This is a genomic window from Thiobacillus thiophilus, from assembly GCF_055378705.1.
In genome coordinates this window covers 2,530,298-2,549,715 of the sequence record NZ_AP042404.1, presented here as the reverse complement: position 1 = coordinate 2,549,715, position 19,418 = coordinate 2,530,298, and the positions used below count along the sequence as shown (strand labels likewise).

Here is a 19,418-nt window from a genome sequence, read left to right as displayed (position 1 = left end):
GGGGACTGCGAATCATACGCTTTTTGTCCGGCGAATCAAGCCAGTTGCCGCGCCCGGCGGCATCACATCACGCAGTCGACATAATACGTGGCCTTGTCGCCCACCGTGTCCTCGACCAGGCCGTGCACGTCGGTCTCGAAGCCGGGAAATTTCACGTTGAAATCGCGGGTGAACTGCAGGTAGCGCACGATGGTGCTGTTGAAGCGCTCACCCGGAATCAGCAAGGGAATGCCCGGCGGATAAGGCGTCACCAGCATGGCGGTGATGCGGCCCTCGAGCTGGTCGATCTCGACCCGCTCGATCTCACGGTGCGCCATTTTGGCAAAGGCGTCGGCCGGCTTCATCGCCGGCGCCATTTCCGACAGGTACATCTCGGTGGTCAGGCGCGCCACGTCGTTGGCCTTGTAGATGGTGTGAATCTGGTCGCACAGGTCCTTCAGTCCGGTTTTCTCATAGCGCGTGTGCTTCTCGATGAAATCGGGCAGCACGCGCCATAGCGGCTGGTTTTCGTCGTAGTCTGCCTTGAACTGCTGCAAGGCGGTCACCAGCGTATTCCAGCGGCCCTTGGTGATGCCGATGGTGAACATGATGAAGAAGGAATACAGCCCGGTCTTTTCCACGATGACGCCATGCTCGGCCAGGTATTTTGTGACGATCGCCGCCGGGATGCCCCACTCGGCGAAAGCGCCGTCCATGTCCAGCCCCGGAGTGATGACGGTGGCCTTGATCGGATCGAGCATGTTGAACCCGGGCGCGAGGTTGCCGAACTCGTGCCAACGCTCTCCAGCCTTCAGCATCCAGTCCTCGCGGTCGCCCACGTCTTCGTCGGCCAGCTTCTGCGGCCCCCACACCTTGAACCACCAGGAGTCGCCGAATTCCGCCTCGACCTTGCGCATGGCGCGCCGGAAATCCAGCGCTTCCCTGATCGATTCCTCGACCAGCGCGGGACCCCCGGGCGGCTCCATCATTGCCGCCGCCACGTCGCACGAGGCGATGATGGCATACTGCGGCGAGGTCGAGGTATGCATCAGGTAGGCTTCATTGAAGCGATGGAAGTCGAGCTTGCGCGTCTCCGAATCCTGCACCAGGATCTGCGAGGCCTGGGAGAGGCCGGCCAGCAGCTTGTGCGTCGACTGGGTGGCGAACACCAGCGCATCCTTGGCGCGCGGACGGTTCTTGCCGATGGCGTGCATGCCGCGATAGAAGTCGTGGAAGGTCGCATGCGGCAGCCAGGCCTCGTCGAAATGCAGGGTGTCGATGTAGTCGCCGAGCAGTTCCTTGATCATGTCGACGTTGTAGAGGATGCCGTCGTAGGTCGACTGGGTAATGGTGAGGATGCGCGGCTTGCGCTTCACGTCCTTGGCGAACGGGTGCGCGGCGATTTTCTTCTCGATATTCTCGGGGCGGAATTCGTCCAGCGGAATCGGCCCGATGATGCCGTAATGGTTGCGCGTCGGCGTCAGGAAGATCGGGATCGCACCGCACATCATGATGGCGTGCAGGATGGACTTGTGGCAGTTGCGGTCGACCACCACGATATCGCCCGGCGCGACGGTCGCGTGCCACACCATCTTGTTCGACGACGAGGTGCCGTTGGTGACGAAGAACAGGTGGTCGCAGTTGAAAATGCGCGCCGCATTGCGCTCCGACGCTCCCACCGGACCGGTATGATCGAGCAGTTGCCCGAGTTCGTCGACCGCGTTGCAGACGTCGGCGCGCAGCAGGTTCTCGCCGAAAAACTGGTGGAACATCTGGCCGATCGGCGACTTCAGGAACGCTACCCCACCGGAGTGGCCGGGGCAGTGCCAGGAATAGGAGCCGTCCGCCGCGTAATGGGTGAGTGCACGAAAAAACGGCGGCACCAACGATTCGAGATAGGCACGCGCTTCTCGCCCGATATATCGGGCGAGAAACTCCGGCGTGTCTTCCAGCATGTGGATGAAGCCGTTCAGCTCACGCAGGATATCGTTCGGAATATGGCGCGCGGTACGGGTTTCGCCATGCAGGAAAATCGGGATCTCGGCATTGCGGAAGCGCACTTCCTCGACGAAGCTGCGCAGCTTTTGCAGCGCCTTGCTCGTATCCTCGTCGCTGCCGGCGAGTTCCTCATCGTCAATCGACAGGATAAAGGCCGAGGCGCGCGCCTGCTGCTGGGCGAACGAGGTCAGGTCGCCATAATTGGTGACGCCGAGCACTTCTATGCCTTCCTTCTCGATGGCGTCGGCAAGTGTGCGGATGCCGAGCCCCGATGCGTTTTCGGAGCGGAAATCTTCGTCAATGATGACAACGGGAAAGCGGAAGCGCATGGCCTGCTCCAGAGGGAAGCCTTGACCCGGATGTCGTCAACTCGCATGCACTTAACCGGTATCTTGTTCCAAAAGGAACAAAATCCTCGGCAATCATCACGCGAATCGATGAGACATCCGGGCTAGAGGCGGACGGATTATAAAGAAGCGGATTATACGAATCCCGCGTGCCCCGCGGGATTAAGTTTTAGGCAGCGTCACGCCGACCTGGCCCTGATATTTGCCGCCGCGATCGCGGTACGACACCTCGCACACCTCGTCGGATTCGAGGAAGAGCATTTGCGCCACGCCCTCGTTGGCGTAAATGCGTGCGGGCAGCGGGGTCGTGTTGGAAAACTCCAGCGTCACGTGGCCTTCCCACTCGGGCTCCAGCGGCGTCACGTTGACGATGATGCCGCAGCGCGCATACGTGCTTTTGCCCAGGCAAATCGTCAGCACACTGCGCGGAATGCGGAAATATTCCACCGTACGCGCGAGTGCAAACGAGTTGGGGGGAATGATGCAGGAATCGCCCTTGACCTCGACGAAGGAGTTCGGATCGAACGCCTTGGGGTCGACAATCGTCGTATTGATGTTGGTGAACAGCTTGAACTCGCTGGCGCAGCGCACGTCGTAGCCGTAGCTTGACGTGCCGTATGACACGATGGGGCGGCCACCGGCCTGCTTGATCTGCCCCGGTTCAAACGGTTCGATCATGCCATGCTCCGCCGCCATGCGACGGATCCACTTGTCGGATTTGATAGACATGTTTTAGGCTCGGCCAGGCGGCAGGAGGTGGCGGGCGGCAGGATGCGCGGCCAGCGGCCGCTCGTTCCCTGACCCCTGGCCCCTGAATCCTCCATCAGGTGTTGGAAATGACGATGTTGGGGAACTTGGCGGAGTGATCCACCGCGGTTTCGCCAATCTTCACCGCCACGCGGCGCGCGATCTGCTTGTAAATTTCGGTCACACGGCTATCCGGGTCGGCCACCACCGATGGCTTGCCGGAATCGGTGTCGGCGCGAATGCTGCCCTCAAGTGGCAGCGAACCGAGAAATTCCACGTTGTAATCCTTGCACATGCGCTCGCCGCCGCCTTCGCCGAAGATGCGCTCTTCGTGGCCGCAGTTCGAGCAGATGTGCAGGCTCATGTTTTCGACCACGCCGAGGATGGGGATACCGACCTTCTCGAACATCTTCAGGCCCTTGCGCGCGTCGATCAGCGCAATGTCCTGCGGGGTGGTGACGATCACCGCGCCGGTCACCGGTACGCGCTGCGCCAGCGTCAGCTGGATGTCGCCGGTGCCGGGAGGCAGGTCGACCACCAGATAGTCGAGCTCGCTCCAATTGGTGTTGTTCAGCAACTGTTCCAGCGCCTGGGTCACCATCGGGCCGCGCCACACCATGGGGGTTTCGACGTCGATCAGGAAGCCGATCGACATTGCCTGAATGCCGTGGCCGATCAGCGGCTCGAGGTTCTTGCCGTCGGTCGATTCGGGCTTGCCGGTAATCCCGAGCATGGTCGGCTGCGAGGGGCCGTAGATGTCGGCGTCCAGCATGCCGACGCGCGCGCCCTCGGCGGCCAGCGCCAGCGCCAGGTTGACGGCGGTGGTGGACTTGCCGACACCGCCCTTGCCGGACGCCACGGCGATGATGTTTTTCACGTTGGGGATCAGCTTGACGCCGCGCTGCACGCCGTGCGAAACGATCTTGAAGCTCACATTCGCGGTGGCGCTGGTCACGCCATCGATGGCGCCAAGCCTGTCTTCGACCTGCTTTTTGATGAGGGCCAACTGACTCTGCGCCGGGTAGCTCAGCAAGATGTCGACCGATACAGCGCCGCCGTCGATCTTGATGTTGCGGGCGGATTTGGTCGAGACATAATCCTTGTGGGTATTGGGATCAGTCAACTCTTTCAGTGCGGTCTGCACCTGAAGTTCAGAAACGGCCATGTTTGCTCCAGCGGGTTAATTAGCAATCGCTCATTTTAACGAATTCCGCCGCTTTGGGTGAACCGAAACGCAGAAAGGACGCGGGTTTCCATGCCATTTGCAGGGCTATTCAGGCCACGTCGGCGGCGCCTGTGTCCGACAGGCTGCTAGGCGCGGGTCAATGATGTCCGCCAGGCACCGGGAATGCGCTTAGCGAGGCCCGGCATAATGCGCCACCAATACCGCCTCGGGCACCCGCAGCCGGATCGCCGCGGCCAGCTCGCCGATCGCTCCCTGCCGCGGACGCAACGACATCCACAGCAGGTTCAGTTTCAGGTTGAGGTCGGCAAACACCACGTCAGGATGCAGCGCAAGCACGGCCTGGATCTCGCGCGAAGTGCGCTCGATCTCGGCGAGCGGCCGGCTGCGCAGGCGCGGAATCAGCATCATGAAATCGGTCAGCCGCTGTCCGGCACTGTCGCGCGTGGGGGCGATCTGCCACAGGGGCAGGCCCGGCACGGACCCGGCGACAGCCGTCAGCGTGGTTGAAGCATGGATCCGTATCTTCATCGCGCCTCCGCTGCCCGGGATTCAGGGCTTCAACTGCAGGTCCTGCGCCGCTCCGCGCCGGTCGCATGGAGGCCGCACGCGTTGCCGCAAATAACGGACGTCCTTGTGCAGATAACGCTCGAGCTCCTCGAGCGCGCGGCGATAGACCTCGCGTTTGAAGTCGACCACCACATCCATCGGCACCCAGTACTCGTTCCAGCGCCAGGCGTCGAATTCGGGATGGCTGCTGGCGCGCAGCGAGACGTCGCAATCGCGCCCGGTCAGCCGCAGCAGAAACCAGATCTGCTTCTGGCCACGATAGAGGCCGCGACTGTCGCGCCGCGTCCAGTGGGCGGGCACGTCGTAACGCAGCCATTCGCGCGTACGCCCGAGGATGCGCACATGCGCGGCCTGCAAGCCTACTTCTTCTTCCAGTTCCCGGAACATGGCCTGTTCCGGCGTTTCCCCTGCGTTGATGCCGCCCTGGGGGAACTGCCAGGCGTGCTGGTTGACGCGCTTGCCCCAGAAAACCTGGTTCTGCGCATTGCACACGATAATGCCTACGTTCGGGCGGTACCCCTCTCGGTCGATCATGGCCGCCACCATCTAAAAATATTCGATTACCCGCATTCTTTCACAGCCACCGGAAAATGCAAACCCGGCCCGCCCGGAAAACAATCGTTATTCATTGTTTTAATTGATGTTTCTGGCGGGCGCCCATGCTTCGAAATTGAAGGCGTAGCGGTAATGGCGGCGGCGCTATTCCAGCAGGGGCGCGACGTTCGCCGCCCACTGAAAGTCGCGCGCGAAGCCGCGCAAGTCGAGACCGTAGCGTTTGGACAGGTCGTCCAGCCGCGGCCGGGCCGCATCGAGCCTTGCCGCCGCGCCCGGCTCGGTGAAGCCGAACACGATCACGTTGGTTTTGTACTGCACCGAGAGCCAGCCGACCTCGCCGTCAAACGCCCGCGTCAGTCGCGCGAAATACTCGGCGAATTCGCTGTCGCGTCCCCATAAATTGACCGCCAGCACGCCACCGGGCCTGAGCGCACGCCGGCAGGCCGCATAAAATGTCTGGGTCGCCAGCGCCTCCACCTGATTGCCTGCGTCGAAGCCGTCAAGCAGGATGACGTCGGCGCTGCCGGGATGCTGACGCACATACAGCGCGCCGTCGGCCTCGATCACGCTGAGCGTCTCGTCGTCGGGCGGCAGTTCGAAATGCGTGCGCGCGGCCGCAATCACCCGCGGATCAATCTCTACCGCGGTGACGCGCGTCTGCGGGCGCTGCCTGCGGATGAATTTGGCGAGCGAGCCGCCGCCGAGGCCAATCATCAGGACCTCCTGCGGCATCGGGTTGAACATCAGAAAACCCATCATCGCGCGGGTGTAGGCAAGCTCCAGATCCCACGGCCGGCTCACCCGCATCGCGCTCTGGATCGCGCGGCTGCCCAGATGCAACGTGCGCAGGCCGCGCTCCTCGGTCACTTCCAGCCCGTCATCCGTTGCCCGGCGTTTACCAAATTTCAGGCGCATTGCCATTTCACTCCAAAATCGAGCGCGAAAGATTACACCTTCGCACGCTAAAATGCCGTTTTTCGTCCCGGCTCCCCCACTATGCGCGCCACCCGGTTTTTCATTTCCACCACCAAGGAAGCCCCCTCCGAAGCCGAACTCGTCAGCCACAAGCTGATGCTGCGCGCCGGCCTCATCAAGCGCCTGGGTTCGGGGCTGTACACCTGGATGCCGCTGGGGCTGCGCGTGCTGCGCCGGGTGGAAGCCATCGTGCGCGAAGAAATGAACCGCGCCGGCGCGATCGAACTCCTGATGCCGGCGGTGCAGCCAGCCGAACTGTGGGAGGAAACCGGGCGCTGGGCGGTGTTCGGTCCGCAGATGCTGAAGATCAAGGACCGCCACCAGCGCGATTTCTGCTTCGGCCCCACCCACGAGGAAGTCATCACCGACGTGGCGCGCCGCGAGATCAAGAGCTATCGGCAATTGCCGGTCAACTTCTACCAGATCCAGATGAAGTTCCGCGACGAGATCCGGCCGCGCTTCGGCGTCATGCGCGCGCGCGAGTTCCTGATGAAGGACGCATACTCCTTCCACGCCGGCCGCGACAGCCTGGCCGCAACCTACCAGACCATGGTCGACGCCTATGGGCGGATTTTCAGCCGGCTGGGCCTGACCTTCCGCGCCGTGGCCGCCGACACCGGCGCCATCGGCGGTTCCACCTCGCACGAATTCCACGTGCTGGCCGATTCCGGCGAGGACCTGATCGCCTACTGCCCGGATTCGGACTATGCAGCCAACGTCGAACTGGCCGAGGCGCTTGTCCCCGCCACGCCGCGCGCCGCACCGCAGGAAATGCTGCGCGAGGTGGATACGCCGAAACAGACCACCTGCGAGGACGTCGCCGCCCTGCTCGACATCCCGCTGGCCCGCACCGTCAAGCTCATCGCCGGGATGGTTAACGACAGCGCGGGCGAGCAGATGGTCGTCCTGCTGCTGCGCGGCGACCATATGCTGAACGAAGTCAAACTCGGCAAGCTCCCCGGCATGGCGGATTTCCGGCTGGCGAACGAGGCCGAAATCCGCGCGGCCTTCGACTGCCCGCCCGGTTTTTTGGGGCCGGTCGGGATCGACCGCGCCAAAATCAAGGTCATCGCCGACCGCACGGTCGCAGCGATGAGCGATTTCGTCTGCGGCGCGAACAAGCCGAAATATCACCTGGCCGGGGTCAATTTCGCGCGTGACCTACCGGAACCCGACTTTGTAGCCGATATAAGGAATGTGACCTCCGGCGACCCCAGTCCCGACGGCCAGGGCACGCTGCAACTGTGCCGCGGCATCGAGGTCGGCCACGTATTCCAGCTCGGCAACAAGTATTCGCAAGCGATGAACGCCACGTATCTGGACGAAGCCGGCCAATCGCTGGCAATGGAAATGGGCTGCTACGGCATCGGCGTGTCGCGCATCGTGGCTTCGGCCATCGAGCAGAACCACGACGACCGCGGCATCATCTGGCCGGAAACAATGGCACCTTTCTTGCTTGTGGTTGTGGCCATCGGCTACGGCAAGAGCAAGGCGGTTAGACACGCCGCCGATACCTTGTATGCTGAATTGATTGCCGCCGGCTTTGACGTGCTGCTGGACGACCGCGACGAGCGCCCCGGCGTGATGTTTGCCGACGCCGAACTGGTCGGAATTCCACACCGCGTCACGGTGGGCGAACGCGGCCTCGCGGACGGCGTGATCGAGTACCAGCCGCGCCGCGCCGCGACGGGTCAAAGCGGCGAAGCGCAAAAAGTCGCGCTGGCCGACGCAACGGTGTTTTTGAAGGAATTGTTGGGAGGCTGACATGAACAAGACCACGCACACCGGATTCTTGATCGTCGTCCTGCTGCTTGCCCTGCCCGCGCAGGCGGGCGGGCAGCGCGAAGAAGCGATGTCGGCCAATGTGCGCTCGTCCCTGCAGCGAGGACTGGCCGACACCGCGGTCACCCGCACCGCGTTTCGCCAGGTCGCGGATGAGGCGGCCTGGCTGAATGAAATGTCGCGCCGGCTCGCCAAGCGCATGCCGGACGAAGCCGAACGGCTGGAATTCCTGACCACCCTGCACTGGGAAGCCTCGCGCGCCGGAGTCGACCCGCAACTGATGCTGGGGCTGATCCAGGTCGAAAGCGGCTTCCGCAAATACGCGGTGTCTCCGGTGGGCGCGCGCGGCTACACGCAGGTGATGCCGTTCTGGGTCAAGGCCATCGGCAATCCCGACCACAACCTGTTCCAGCTGCGCACCAATCTGCGTTACGGCGCGCTGATCCTGCGCCACTACATCGACATCGAGCGCGGGGATTTATTCCGCGCGCTGGGCCGCTACAACGGCAGCCTGGGACGCCCGGAATACCCCAATCTCGTCGTCGGCGCCTGGAAGCGCCACTGGGACTACGTGCCCCGCACGCAATCGGCCGACACGTCCGCCGCATCGCGCAGCTGAATCTTTTCCCCACCCTTCCCCACCCTGACCGGGTGACCGCAGGGTGGCAGTGGCATTCACGCCGGGCGCATGGGCCCCGCCTCGACCCGGTGGATCAGGGCTGGACCGAATCCAGGACAACCAGCGGCTTCGGCAGGCAGTCCGCCGTCACCACGGTGCCCGGCCCGCCCGGCACCGAACGGACAACACCGTTGAACGGCGCCCTGAGTTCGGCGTCGGCGAGGTTCTTCTGCGCAATCACGCGGCGCGCAATGGCGGTCGACAGGGCGGCTTTCGCGCGCGTGTGGCGTAGCGTGGCCGCTTCGAGTTCGCTGGTCGACGACACGGTGCGGTTGAACAGTTCCTCCGCCCGCTCCAGTTCGCGGCCGGCATCCTCCTCGTCGGCATCCGCCCGCGTCTGATCCGCCGTCGCTTCGTCGAGCCGGGCCTGCAGCACGGTCTTGTCGAGACGCAGCAGCACCGCGCCTTTCTTCACGCGCTGGCCGGGCTTCACCAGGACTTCCTCGACCACGCCTGACACGCGGGTGGTGAGTTCGACCTGCCCTGCCGCCCATAGCGGGCCGCCCCCTCCCAGGCAAAGCCCGGCGAGTGCGATCGCCACAATGCGTTGCTTCATTACTGTGCTCCCTCAACAGGCGGCAGGCTGCCGCCGGACAATGCTTCCAGCCGGGCGAGCGCGAGCGCCAGGCGGTATTCGACCTGTTTGTGGCGCAGCTGCGCCGCCTGGGTTTCGGCCATGCTGCTTCCCAGATTGGTTTTCAGTTCAAGCTCGTATTCGGCGCGCGCGCGCTCCAGCGCCCAGTCGCGGTATTCCATCTGTTTGCCGGCGGCGGGACGGCTGCTGTCACGCAGCCATTCGATCTCCTGCAGCGTGGCGAGCAGGGTGTCCGCCAGGTCAAGCTTGAGTTTTTCAAGTTCGGCGACGCTGCGCTCCTTTTGCGCCCGTTCGCGTTCCATCCGGGCATCCACGCGCCTGCCCTGATAAAGAGGAATGTTGAACACCAGCCCCGCGCTGAGTTCGTCGCGGGTGGTCGATTCGCGGCTATAACCGCCGCCGATCACTTCAGCATCCAGGGTCGGATTGCGCTCCGCACGCACAGCGGCAAGCCGCGCGTCTGCCGCCCCTGCCTGCGCCTGCAGCGTCAGTACGCGCGGGTTCCTGGCCATCACCCAGGGCAGCAGGGATTCATATTCCGGCAGCGGCCGGGCGTTGTCCTTAAGTTCGGGATCGACCAGTTCGGTGGGCAGCTTGCCGGGGCGATAAATAGTATGGGTCAGTTTCTGCCGTGTGCTGCGCATGCGCAGCTGGCTGGCGCTGCGGCGTTCACGCCAGTCCTGGTAGAACGCTTCCAGCCGCAACAGATCGGGACGGCTGCCGATTCCCAGCTCGAAACGTTCTCTGGCCTTGTCCCAGTCGAGATAGGCCACTGTCATGAACTCGTTGTCGACGACGTACTGCTGGTCGGCCAGCAGTACGTCGAAGTAGCGCGCCATGATGTCGATGCGGCGCAGGTTCTCGACATTGAAGAGCGCTGCCTGGCGGGCTGCGATCTCCTGGTCCGCCGCAGCGACCGCCTGGCTACTGCGGCCGAAATCGAGCAAGGGCTTGCGCGCCACGATGCGGCCGATATTGTCGGGCTTCCAGTCGTCATCGGGCTGGCGTCCCCTACGCAGGCTGCCGTCCAGAAACAGGCTGAAATCCTGCCGGCTTGCCGCCTGTTCACGGTCGGCGCGCGACAGCGCCAGCTCGCTCTCCGCCACGCGGCGGTCAGGATGGGCGGCGCTCACCGCCGCCAGCGCCTCGTCCAGCGTCAACCGTTCCGCCGCCGCCGTGGCGGACAACGCACACGCCAGCAGCGCACTCCACGCGGCGCGCCTCATTTACCTTGCTTATACTTGGCGAAGGGCTGGGTCGCGTAGGCGCCCTCCGCGGCATACCGGCCGAGCAGCAGGAACTCGGCTTTGTCCTTGGTGGGGCCGGTGTGGCGCGTAATCAGCTTGCCGTCGAGGTCGAAGAACAGGAGCGTCGGCGTGGCACGCACGCGGTTTGCAAAGGCGAAGGCCTTTTCGCTGGTGTCCTTGCCCTGGAAATCGGTCATTTCGGTATCGCCGTTGACGTCGATCGAATACACCAGAAATTTTGCGCGAAAGGCATCCTGCACCTCGGCCTGGTTGAGAATGGTGGTCTTCATGCGCTCGCAAAACGGACAGTCGTCCATTTCGAAAAACAGGAAAATACCTTTCTTGCCCTGCTTTTTGGCTTCCTGCAGATCGGCCTGAAAATCGCCGAATTTGGGCTGGAAAAAATGGTTGGCTGGATCGCGCGTTTCCGCCCAGGCAGATGCAGAAAAAAGCATGAAAAACACGATAAGCAGCTGGCGCATGGATGTCTCCTTGGTTTGCAGGTAGTGTTATTTTTTTGGGCGGGCCGGTTTGCCGGCGATGTAGCTTTCCACTGCCGCGCGGGTAATCAAGCCCACTTGCTGTGCGACCATTTTACCGTCCGGGTTATACAGGTAGGTGGTCGGCAAACCCTGCACCGGCCCGATCTGTCTCACGATCTCCGGGGTGCCCAGCACGATGGGGTAGTCAACCAGCAGGCCGTTGGCAAAATCGGTCACCTGCCTGGCATTTCGGTAATCCATGGCCACGCCGATGACGACGAGGTTGTTCTTTTTGTCCCCATGCAGCGCAATCAGGTCGGGAATTTCCTCCAGGCAAGGCGGGCACCAGGTCGCCCAGTAATTCACCAACACCCATTTCCCCTTGTAGCCGGACAGCGTGTGGATCTTGCCATCGGTATCGGTCACTTTGAAATCCGCTGCCTGCACCCACGACGACGACGCAAGCGCCAACAGCAATCCGGCCAGCCACATCGGATAAAATCGAACGCTTTGTAACGTCTGCATTATTTTCCACCATGAACGAATTTCGCATTGAGAAAGACTCGCTCGGCGAGGTCAAGGTTCCCAGGGACGCGTGGTATGGCGCACAGACTGCACGCGCTGTCGCCAATTTTCCCATTTCCGGACGCCACCCGGATGATGATTTCGTACTAGCGCACGTGCGGATCAAGCTTGCCGCCGCGCACGCCAACTGCCAACCCGGCTGGCTGTCCGAAGAAAAATGCGATGCCATCGTCGCTGTCTGCGAGAAAATCATCGCCGGCGAGCATGCCGATCAGTTCGTGGTCGACCGCTTCCAGGCGGGCGCCGGCACCAGCCACAACATGAACAGCAACGAAGTCATCGCCAATCTCGCCAGCGTGGCGCTGGGCGGCGAAAAAGGCGCGTACCAGCCGGTCAATCCCAACGACGACGTCAACATGGGGCAGTCGACCAACGACACCATTCCCACTGCAATACGCCTCGCCGTACTGGCCAAGCTGCCGCGCCTGACCGCGGCAGTGCACGGCATGGCTGCCGAATTCAGCCGCCTGGCCGAGCGCGAGAAGGACACGGTGAAATCCGGCCGCACCCATCTGCAGGATGCGGTGCCGACTACCCTGGGGCAGGAATTCGCCGGCTATGCGTGGACGCTTTCCCGCTGCGCCGCCGCGCTCGACGCGGTGCGCCCGGCGCTGTGCGAAATCGGCCTGGGCGGCTCCGCCGCCGGCACCGGGCTCAACACCTCGCCCGACTACGCGACGCGCGCTGCTGCCGAACTGGCGAAGCTCACCGGCGAACCTATCCGCGTCGGCCAGCTGGTCGCGCAGATGCAGTCGATGAACGACCTCGCGCGGCTGTCGGGTGAAATCCGCAACCTCGCGCTCGAACTCACCCGCATCTCCAACGACCTGCGCCTGCTCGCCTCCGGCCCGCGTACGGGTCTTGGCGAAATCCAGCTGCCGCCGGTGCAACCGGGGTCTTCCATCATGCCCGGCAAGGTCAACCCGGTGATGTTCGAGATGCTGAACCAGGTGTGCTACCAGGTGCTGGGACAGGACGCCGCCGTCTCGTTCATGGTGCAGGCCGGGCAGATGGAACTCAACGTAATGATGCCGGCGCTCGGCAGCGCGCTGTTCGACGCCATGGACTGGCTCACCAATGCGATGAACGCAACCACCGAAAAGAACCTCAAGGGCATCGTCGTCAACCGCGAAAGGTGCGCCTTCTTCATCCACCAGAGCGTCGCGCTCGCCACCCTGCTCAACACGCAGATCGGCTACAACCAGGCCGCCGAAGTCGCCAAGGAATCGGAAAAATCCGGCCGACCGGTGCGCGACATCGTCGCCGAACGCGGGCTCATGAGCGCAGCGGATTTCGATACGCTGGTGCTGCAGGCGGCGCATGGGATGGGCAGCGGAGGCGGTGCGGGTTGAGGGGTGGGATAATGCTGCGCCTTTCCTGATACGACACATCCCATGCCTATCCAGTGGTTCCCCGGTCACATGACCACCGCGCGCAAGAAGGCCGCGGAGACGATGGCGCAGATCGACGTGGTGGTCGAGGTGCTCGACGCCCGCCTGCCGGAAGCGGGCAGCAATCCGATGATTCACGAGCTGCGTCTGCATCGCCAGCGCACCTGCCTCAAGCTGTTGAACAAGGCCGATCTGGCCGACCCGGAGGCGACACGCGCCTGGCTCGACTATTTCAACAGGCAGCCCGGCGTGCTGGCGGTGGCGATTTCCGCCAAGAAAGCATCCGACGTGGCCAAGCTGCCGACATTGGCGCAGAAGCTGGCGCCGCACCGCGACGACACCTTCAAGCCGCTACGCCTGATGATCATGGGCATCCCCAACGTCGGCAAGTCGACGCTGATGAACACCTGGGTGAAGCGCAAGGTCGCGGCGGTAGGCGACGAACCGGCGGTGACCAAATCGCAACAGCGCATCAACCTGTCGCCGCGCCTGATCCTGGTCGACACGCCGGGGATGACCTGGCCGAAGATCGAGCACGACACCGACGGCTTCATGCTGGCGGCCAGCCACGCGATCGGCCGCAATGCAGTGATCGACGAGGAGGTGGCGGTGTTTCTGGCCGGCATCCTGCTGGAGCGCTATCCGGCCCTGCTGAAGGCGCGCTACGGCTTTGCCCTGGAAGGACTCGATGCGACCGGGGTGCTGGAGGCGGTGGCGAAAAAACGCGGCTGCATCCTGAAAGGACGCGGCGGCGAGCTCGACCTGGAGAAAGCGGCGATGATCCTGCTCACCGATTACCGCAGCGGCATGCTCGGCCGCATCAGCCTGGAAACGCCGGCGACACGGCAGGCGATGCTCGCGGCAGCGACGAGCACGCCCAAAAAAACGGCGGCGTCGAAATCCGACGCCACCGACTGATTATTCCTCTGCCGGCCAGGCTGCTGCGTCCAGCCAGGCCACGGTGTCCAATTTGCCCCGCACCGTAGATACCGGCAGCGTCTCGCCGTTTTTCCAGCGCGTCAGTGCTTCCCGCTTGCCCGGACCGGTGATTACGAACCACACGCGCTGACTGCGATTCAGTCGCGCCACCGACAGGCTTACGCGTTCCGGCGGCGGTTTCGGCGCGTCGAGGACAGCGAGTACGTCGGGGCTGCCTGGCGCAGCGCCCCAATCGTGTCCGGGAAAAAGGCTGGCGGTATGGCCATCCTCGCCCATGCCGAGCAGCACGACATCGAAATCGCCCACGCCTTCCAGCCACTCGCCATACGCCGCGGCGGCCTCGCGCGCACCGCGTTCGGCCGGGATCGGGCGACGGTTTTCGGGCGAGATGCTTGACGCGGCAAGCCAGGCGGCTTCGATCATGACGCTGTTGCGCTCGGGATGGCCGGCTGGCAGGTAGCGCTCGTCGCCGTACCAGACCTGCCAACGCGCATCGCCCGCGCGCCGGTCAGCCAGCGCGCGATAGAGCGCCAGCGGGGTGGTGCCGCCCGCCAGCACCAGATGGAACACGCCGCGCGCGGCGATAGCGGTTTCAGCCTCCATGCGCAGCGCATCGGCCAGCGCCGCCACGAGCGCGTCGGCATCGGCAAACACCCGCCATTCGGGCAACATCACAATTCGTTGCGCCAGATTTGATCGTCGCTGTCGAACAGACGGTTGGCATCGGCCGGCCCCCAACTACCGGCGGGATAGGTCGGGATGTATTCGCGCTCGATCGCCCAGTGATTGAGGATGGGATCGACCACCCGCCACGCCCATTCGATTTCGTCGAAGCGCAGGAACAGCGAACGGTCGCCCTCGATGACGTCGAGCAACAGGGTTTCGTAGGCGTCGAGCGTCTGCTCATCGGTCTTCAGGAAACTCGCGTTCATCTGCATCAGACGGGTGTCCATGTCGAGCCCGGGCTGCTTGACGTGGATTTCCATGCGCATCGATTCGTCGGGCTGGATCGATAGCAGGATCCAGTTGGGATCGACCGACTCGAGCGGAGTTTCGCGGAACAGCTGCTGCGGCGGATGGCGGAAGCGGATCGCGATCATCGAGGTCTGGTGCGGCATGCGCTTGCCGGTGCGCAAGTAAAACGGCACCCCGCGCCAGCGCCAGTTATCAATGTAGAACTTGGCGGCGACAAAGGTTTCGGTGATGGAATTCAGCTCGACGTTTTCTTCCTGCTGGTAGCCGACCACGGGCTTGCCATCGATGGTGCCACGCGTGTATTGCGCGCGCAGCGCATGTGCGTGCACCGCACGCTTGGCGATCGGGCGGATCGAGCGCAGCACCTTCACCTTCTCGTCCTGCAGCGCGTCGGCTTCGAGCGCAACGGGCGGCTCCATCGCGACCACGGTCAGCAACTGCATCAAATGGTTTTGTAGCATGTCGCGCAGCGCGCCGGCGCGATCGTAGTAGTCGGCACGATTCTCGATGCCGATCGACTCGGCCACGGTGATCTGCACATGGTCGATGAAGTTGCGGTTCCACAGGGGCTCGATCAGCGTGTTGGCGAAGCGGAAGACGAGCAGGTTCTGCACCGTTTCCTTGCCAAGAAAGTGATCGATGCGGTACACCTGCTCCTCGTCGAAATGCTGGTGCAGCAGGCGATTGAGCATCTGCGCCGACTCGAGGTCTTCACCAAACGGCTTTTCGATCACCACCCGGTGCAGGCCGCGTGGCTTGTTGAGCCCCGCGGCTTCAAGGTTCTGGATCACCGCACCGAATTCCGCCGGCTTGATGGCAAGGTAGAACACCGCGCTCGAGCACGCCGATTCGGGCGGCAGCCGCTCGGCCAGCGCGCGGTAGGCGGCGATGTCGTTGAGGTCGCCCTTGAAATAGCTGAAGCGCGCAATGAAGCGTTCGAACACCGGCGTATCGAGCGAGCCCTTGATGTTGCCCGCGAGCGTTTTTCGCATGTGCTCACGCCAAACTTCCGTCGTCCAGTCGCGCCGCGAAAATGCGATGATCGTGAGCGACTCCGTCAGCCGTGCAGCAGCTTCCAGGTGATACAGCGCGGGCAGGAGCTTGTTGGACGCGAGGTTTCCAGTCGCACCAAAAATTACAAATGTACACGGCAGATTATCTGCCGAATCGTTCTTGCCCAGGTTCATCTCAGCCCTCCTTGACGGCGTGGCCGCCAAAGCCCTGGCGCATCTTGGCCAGCATTTTTGCCGCGTAATCGTTCCTGCCCTGAGTGGCGAAGCGCATCATCAGCGCGAGCGTCATCACCGGCGTCGGCACACCCTGCTCGACCGATGCGAGCGTCGTCCAGCGGCCCTCGCCAGAATCCGACACGAAAGGCTCGATAGATTCGAGCGTCTGATCCTGTGCCAGAAAATCCGTCATCAGATCCAGCAGCCACGAGCGCACCACGCTACCGTGACGCCACAATTCGGCGATCGCTGCCAGGTCGAGGGCGAAATCGGGCTTGGCCTGCATCAGCGCAAAGCCCTCGGCGAAGGCCTGCATCATGCCGTACTCGATGCCGTTGTGAACCATCTTGACGTAATGTCCCGATCCCACCGGACCGGTATGCAGCCAGCCGGTGGTCGGCGTCGGCGCCAACGCTTCCATGTAGGGCTTCAGGCGCGCAGCCGCCGCATTGCTGCCGCCGAACATGATGCAGTAACCGTTGTCGAGCCCCCATACGCCGCCCGAGACGCCGGCGTCGGCAAACTCGACGCCATATTCTGCGCAACGCACCGCGCGCGGCGCATCGTCCTTGAAGTGCGCATTCGCACCGTCGACGACAAGATCGCCCGGCGCCAGCAAGGGCAGCAGCGACTCGAGCGCGGCGGCGCTCGCCTCGCCCGCCGGCAGCATCAGCCAGACAACACGCGGCGCCTGCAGGGCAGCCACCATTTCCTGCAGGGTGGCGCTGGCGAGATGGCCGGTTTCCGCCGCGATGGCCTCGCTCACCGCATGGCTGCGGTTGTGAACCGCGATCCTGATACCCTTGCGCGCCAGGCGCCGCGCCATGTTACCGCCCATGCGGCCCAGTCCGACGATACCGAATTCCATACTCGACTCCTTGAAAATGAATGCCTGGCCGGCACGGCAATCGTGCCCACTATGGATACATCATAGAACGCGGGGGTGACAGAAGAGTGCACACTCTGTCAAGCCAGCAAGCCCGGAAACAGCTTGCCCAGGCCGCTCGCGATCATCTCGACCGAGATCGCCGCGATGATCAGCCCCATCAGGCGCGTGACGACATGAATCCCGGTTTTTCCAAGGCGCCGCGCGATCATCGGCGCGGCACGAAACGCCAGCCATACCGACAGGGCAACCAGCACCACCGGGATCAGCAGCAGACCTTGATGCAGCGCATCGCCCTGCGCCGCGCCCGCCGCCACGATCACATGGGTGATCGCACCCGGCCCCGCCAGCAGCGGCACCCCCAGCGGCACCACACCGACCGAATCCTTCTCTTCTGCCTCCTGCGCCTCGTCCTCGGTCTGCCGCTGCGGGCTGATTTGCGCCCCCACCATCGACAGCGCCAGCAACAGCAGCAGCAGGCCGCCCGCCACCGAGAAGGCAGCAAGGCGGATACCGAAAAACAGCAGCAAGGGCTCGCCGGCGAAGGTAAACAGTGTCAGCACGCCCAGCACTGTCAGCGCTGCAATTCGCGCTGCTGCGTGACGTTGCGCCAGCGTATAGCCCTGGGTGGCGAGGAAGAAAAGAGGAATGACGCCGACCGGGTCGACGATGGCAAACAGCGCGAATGTGGATTTGACGAGGGCAAGGATGTCCATGCCGGCATCATAGCCGCATGACGGTACGAATCAGGCCCGGCGAAACACCAGGTCCCATACGCCATGGCCCAGACGGATGCCGCGCTGCTCGAATTTGGTGAGCGGGCGGGTGTCGGGGCGCGGCGCGTAATCCGCCACGGTGTTGGCGAGCAGCGGCTCGGCACCGAGCACCGCCAGCATCTGCTCGGCGTAGTCCTGCCAGTCAGTCGCCAGATGAATATAGCCGCCAGGCTGCAGGCGGCTGGCCAGCAGGCTCACCAACGGTGGCTGGACCAGGCGGCGCTTGTGGTGGCGCTTTTTGTGCCAGGGGTCGGGAAAGAAGATGTGGATGCCGGCGAGGCTGGCCGGCGCCAGCATGCAGGTCAGCACCTCGACGGCGTCGTACTGAATGACGCGCACGTTGGTGAGGCCGCGCTCGCCGAGCTGCTTCAGGAGCGCACCCACGCCGGGCGTATGGACCTCGACGCCGAGATAGTCGTTCTCGGGATGGGCAGCGGCAATCCCGGCCAGCCCCTCGCCCATGCCGAAACCAATTTCCAGGATGCGGGGGGCACTGCGGCCGAAGGCGGCATCGAGATCGAGCAAGCCGGACTGGTACGGCAGCATGAACTGCGGCCCGATCTCGGCCAGCGCGCGCGCCTGGCCGGAACCGACGCGCCCGGCGCGCAGCACATAGGAACGAATGCGCGGGTGCGCACCGGTGTCGGTCGTCATGCTGTTATTTGCTACCGGTAATGAGGCCGCTGGTCGGCGAACTGGGACTGGCCTGGTAGATTTTCTTCGGCATGCGGCCGGCCAGGAAGGCCTCGCGCCCGGCTTCCACCGCCTTCTTCATCGCCGAGGCCATCAGCACCGGATTGCCGGCGCCGGCGATCGCGGTATTCATCAGCACCGCGTCGCAGCCGAGCTCCATCGCGATGGTGGCGTCGCTGGCAGTGCCGACGCCGGCGTCGACGATCACCGGCACCGAAAGACGGTCGATGATGATCTGCAGGTTCCACGGATTGAGGATGCCCATGCCGGAGCCGATCAGGCTCGCCAGCGGCATCACCGCGACGCAGCCGATGTCTTCCAGCTGTTTGGCGGCGATGGGGTCGTCCGACGTGTAGACCATCACCTGGAAACCATCCTTCACCAGCACCTCGGCGGCCTTGATCGTTTCGGCCACGTTGGGATAGAGCGATTCGGCGTCGCCCAGCACCTCCAGTTTGACCAGCGCATGGCCATCGAGCAGTTCGCGCGCCAGACGCAGCGTGCGGATCGCGTCGTCCGCCGTGTAGCAGCCGGCAGTGTTGGGCAGATAGGTGTATCTCGACGGCGGCAGCGCGTCGAGCAGGCTGGGCTGGCCGGCATCCTGGCCGATATTGGTGCGGCGGATGGCGACGGTGACGATTTCCGCGCCCGAGGCCTCGACCGCGCGGCGGGTCTGTTCGAAATCCTGGTACTTGCCGGTGCCGACCAGCAGACGGGAGGCATAGGATTTTCCGGCGATGACGAGAGGGTTCATAAAATTCAGGTGAGGCGTGAGGGGTAAGGGGTAAGACACGGGGATGAGAAG

General features: G+C 63.6%; 20 protein-coding genes. 4 read left to right on the top strand and 16 right to left on the bottom strand.

Annotated features, from left to right (window positions below; genetic code table 11):
* Nucleotides 1-62: 62 nt before the first annotated feature.
* The 6 genes from ACZ41T_RS12665 to ACZ41T_RS12640 form a co-directional block, all read right to left on the bottom strand.
* Nucleotides 63-2,306, bottom strand: coding sequence for an Orn/Lys/Arg family decarboxylase (locus ACZ41T_RS12665; protein WP_464921743.1), 2,244 nt, complete (start codon nt 2,304-2,306; stop codon nt 63-65).
* Nucleotides 2,307-2,486: 180 nt separating this feature from the next.
* Nucleotides 2,487-3,053, bottom strand: a complete 567-nt coding sequence (gene dcd, locus ACZ41T_RS12660) for a dCTP deaminase (protein WP_464921742.1) — start codon at nt 3,051-3,053, stop codon at nt 2,487-2,489.
* Nucleotides 3,054-3,147: 94 nt separating this feature from the next.
* Complete coding sequence (apbC, locus tag ACZ41T_RS12655; protein ID WP_464921741.1) at nt 3,148-4,236, bottom strand: iron-sulfur cluster carrier protein ApbC; 1,089 nt, start codon at nt 4,234-4,236, stop codon at nt 3,148-3,150.
* Nucleotides 4,237-4,425: 189 nt separating this feature from the next.
* Complete coding sequence (locus ACZ41T_RS12650; RefSeq protein ID WP_464921740.1) at nt 4,426-4,785, bottom strand: hypothetical protein; 360 nt, start codon at nt 4,783-4,785, stop codon at nt 4,426-4,428.
* 21 nt (nt 4,786-4,806) lie between these two features.
* The gene (locus tag ACZ41T_RS12645; protein WP_464921739.1) at nt 4,807-5,358 is read right to left on the bottom strand and encodes an RNA pyrophosphohydrolase; all 552 of its coding nucleotides are present in this window, start codon (nt 5,356-5,358) and stop codon (nt 4,807-4,809) included.
* Between the two features lie 165 nt (nt 5,359-5,523).
* Nucleotides 5,524-6,294, bottom strand: a complete 771-nt coding sequence (locus ACZ41T_RS12640) for a polyamine aminopropyltransferase (RefSeq protein ID WP_464921738.1) — start codon at nt 6,292-6,294, stop codon at nt 5,524-5,526.
* A gap of 81 nt (nt 6,295-6,375) precedes the next feature.
* Here ACZ41T_RS12640 and ACZ41T_RS12635 point away from each other — a divergent pair, with 81 nt between their 5' ends.
* A complete protein-coding gene (locus ACZ41T_RS12635; protein ID WP_464921737.1) occupies nt 6,376-8,118 on the top strand; it encodes a proline--tRNA ligase in 1,743 nt (580 codons plus the stop codon).
* A gap of 1 nt (nt 8,119) precedes the next feature.
* Complete coding sequence (locus ACZ41T_RS12630) at nt 8,120-8,755, top strand: lytic transglycosylase domain-containing protein (RefSeq protein ID WP_464921736.1); 636 nt, start codon at nt 8,120-8,122, stop codon at nt 8,753-8,755.
* Nucleotides 8,756-8,849: 94 nt separating this feature from the next.
* On the opposite strand, the gene ACZ41T_RS12625 is transcribed toward ACZ41T_RS12630, so the two are convergent.
* From ACZ41T_RS12625 to ACZ41T_RS12610, 4 genes are read right to left on the bottom strand one after another with little or no spacing between them, the layout of a single operon-like run.
* Complete coding sequence (locus ACZ41T_RS12625) at nt 8,850-9,371, bottom strand: efflux RND transporter periplasmic adaptor subunit (RefSeq protein WP_464921735.1); 522 nt, start codon at nt 9,369-9,371, stop codon at nt 8,850-8,852.
* Nucleotides 9,371-10,636 carry a TolC family protein gene (locus ACZ41T_RS12620; protein ID WP_464921734.1) on the bottom strand — a complete coding sequence of 422 codons (1,266 nt, stop codon included), beginning with the start codon at nt 10,634-10,636 and terminating at the stop codon, nt 9,371-9,373. The genes ACZ41T_RS12625 and ACZ41T_RS12620 overlap by 1 nt, the downstream gene beginning before the upstream one ends.
* A complete protein-coding gene (locus tag ACZ41T_RS12615) occupies nt 10,633-11,139 on the bottom strand; it encodes a thioredoxin family protein (RefSeq protein ID WP_464921733.1) in 507 nt (168 codons plus the stop codon). The genes ACZ41T_RS12620 and ACZ41T_RS12615 overlap by 4 nt, the downstream gene beginning before the upstream one ends.
* Nucleotides 11,140-11,166: 27 nt before the next feature.
* A complete protein-coding gene (locus ACZ41T_RS12610; protein WP_464921732.1) occupies nt 11,167-11,664 on the bottom strand; it encodes a TlpA family protein disulfide reductase in 498 nt (165 codons plus the stop codon).
* A gap of 11 nt (nt 11,665-11,675) precedes the next feature.
* Between ACZ41T_RS12610 and ACZ41T_RS12605 the strand changes: the two genes are divergently transcribed.
* Nucleotides 11,676-13,076 (top strand): aspartate ammonia-lyase, encoded by a 1,401-nt coding sequence (locus tag ACZ41T_RS12605; protein WP_464921731.1) that lies wholly within the window; start codon nt 11,676-11,678, stop codon nt 13,074-13,076.
* Nucleotides 13,077-13,118: 42 nt separating this feature from the next.
* A complete protein-coding gene (gene ylqF, locus ACZ41T_RS12600; RefSeq protein WP_464921730.1) occupies nt 13,119-14,033 on the top strand; it encodes a ribosome biogenesis GTPase YlqF in 915 nt (304 codons plus the stop codon).
* Here ylqF and pgl read toward each other — a convergent pair whose 3' ends face one another.
* The 6 genes from pgl to ACZ41T_RS12570 form a co-directional block, all read right to left on the bottom strand.
* Nucleotides 14,034-14,726 (bottom strand): 6-phosphogluconolactonase, encoded by a 693-nt coding sequence (gene pgl, locus ACZ41T_RS12595; protein WP_464921729.1) that lies wholly within the window; start codon nt 14,724-14,726, stop codon nt 14,034-14,036.
* Nucleotides 14,726-16,216 (bottom strand): glucose-6-phosphate dehydrogenase, encoded by a 1,491-nt coding sequence (gene zwf / locus ACZ41T_RS12590; protein ID WP_464921728.1) that lies wholly within the window; start codon nt 16,214-16,216, stop codon nt 14,726-14,728. The genes pgl and zwf overlap by 1 nt, the downstream gene beginning before the upstream one ends.
* Before the next feature lies 1 nt (nt 16,217).
* Nucleotides 16,218-17,126 (bottom strand): phosphogluconate dehydrogenase (NAD(+)-dependent, decarboxylating), encoded by a 909-nt coding sequence (gene gnd, locus ACZ41T_RS12585; RefSeq protein WP_464921727.1) that lies wholly within the window; start codon nt 17,124-17,126, stop codon nt 16,218-16,220.
* Between the two features lie 98 nt (nt 17,127-17,224).
* Nucleotides 17,225-17,860 (bottom strand): MarC family protein, encoded by a 636-nt coding sequence (locus ACZ41T_RS12580; RefSeq protein ID WP_464921726.1) that lies wholly within the window; start codon nt 17,858-17,860, stop codon nt 17,225-17,227.
* 30 nt (nt 17,861-17,890) lie between these two features.
* Entirely contained in the window at nt 17,891-18,574 is a 684-nt protein-coding gene (trmB, locus tag ACZ41T_RS12575) for a tRNA (guanosine(46)-N7)-methyltransferase TrmB (protein ID WP_464921725.1), read from the bottom strand.
* Nucleotides 18,575-18,578: 4 nt separating this feature from the next.
* Nucleotides 18,579-19,367 (bottom strand): thiazole synthase, encoded by a 789-nt coding sequence (locus ACZ41T_RS12570; protein ID WP_464921724.1) that lies wholly within the window; start codon nt 19,365-19,367, stop codon nt 18,579-18,581.
* Nucleotides 19,368-19,418 lie beyond the last annotated feature (51 nt).

Coding starts and splice junctions, on each gene's coding strand:
- ACZ41T_RS12580 (WP_464921726.1), bottom strand. CDS start 17,860: ATGGACATCCTTGCCCTCGTCAAATCCACATTCGCGCTGTTTGCCATC.
- ACZ41T_RS12630 (WP_464921736.1), top strand. CDS start 8,120: ATGAACAAGACCACGCACACCGGATTCTTGATCGTCGTCCTGCTGCTT.
- gnd (WP_464921727.1), bottom strand. CDS start 17,126: ATGGAATTCGGTATCGTCGGACTGGGCCGCATGGGCGGTAACATGGCG.
- ACZ41T_RS12610 (WP_464921732.1), bottom strand. CDS start 11,664: ATGCAGACGTTACAAAGCGTTCGATTTTATCCGATGTGGCTGGCCGGA.
- ACZ41T_RS12650 (WP_464921740.1), bottom strand. CDS start 4,785: ATGAAGATACGGATCCATGCTTCAACCACGCTGACGGCTGTCGCCGGG.
- ACZ41T_RS12645 (WP_464921739.1), bottom strand. CDS start 5,358: ATGATCGACCGAGAGGGGTACCGCCCGAACGTAGGCATTATCGTGTGC.
- ylqF (WP_464921730.1), top strand. CDS start 13,119: ATGCCTATCCAGTGGTTCCCCGGTCACATGACCACCGCGCGCAAGAAG.
- ACZ41T_RS12625 (WP_464921735.1), bottom strand. CDS start 9,371: ATGAAGCAACGCATTGTGGCGATCGCACTCGCCGGGCTTTGCCTGGGA.
- dcd (WP_464921742.1), bottom strand. CDS start 3,053: ATGTCTATCAAATCCGACAAGTGGATCCGTCGCATGGCGGCGGAGCAT.
- zwf (WP_464921728.1), bottom strand. CDS start 16,216: ATGAACCTGGGCAAGAACGATTCGGCAGATAATCTGCCGTGTACATTT.
- ACZ41T_RS12570 (WP_464921724.1), bottom strand. CDS start 19,367: ATGAACCCTCTCGTCATCGCCGGAAAATCCTATGCCTCCCGTCTGCTG.
- ACZ41T_RS12605 (WP_464921731.1), top strand. CDS start 11,676: ATGAACGAATTTCGCATTGAGAAAGACTCGCTCGGCGAGGTCAAGGTT.
- ACZ41T_RS12635 (WP_464921737.1), top strand. CDS start 6,376: ATGCGCGCCACCCGGTTTTTCATTTCCACCACCAAGGAAGCCCCCTCC.
- trmB (WP_464921725.1), bottom strand. CDS start 18,574: ATGACGACCGACACCGGTGCGCACCCGCGCATTCGTTCCTATGTGCTG.
- ACZ41T_RS12665 (WP_464921743.1), bottom strand. CDS start 2,306: ATGCGCTTCCGCTTTCCCGTTGTCATCATTGACGAAGATTTCCGCTCC.
- ACZ41T_RS12620 (WP_464921734.1), bottom strand. CDS start 10,636: ATGAGGCGCGCCGCGTGGAGTGCGCTGCTGGCGTGTGCGTTGTCCGCC.
- pgl (WP_464921729.1), bottom strand. CDS start 14,726: ATGTTGCCCGAATGGCGGGTGTTTGCCGATGCCGACGCGCTCGTGGCG.
- ACZ41T_RS12640 (WP_464921738.1), bottom strand. CDS start 6,294: ATGCGCCTGAAATTTGGTAAACGCCGGGCAACGGATGACGGGCTGGAA.
- apbC (WP_464921741.1), bottom strand. CDS start 4,236: ATGGCCGTTTCTGAACTTCAGGTGCAGACCGCACTGAAAGAGTTGACT.
- ACZ41T_RS12615 (WP_464921733.1), bottom strand. CDS start 11,139: ATGCGCCAGCTGCTTATCGTGTTTTTCATGCTTTTTTCTGCATCTGCC.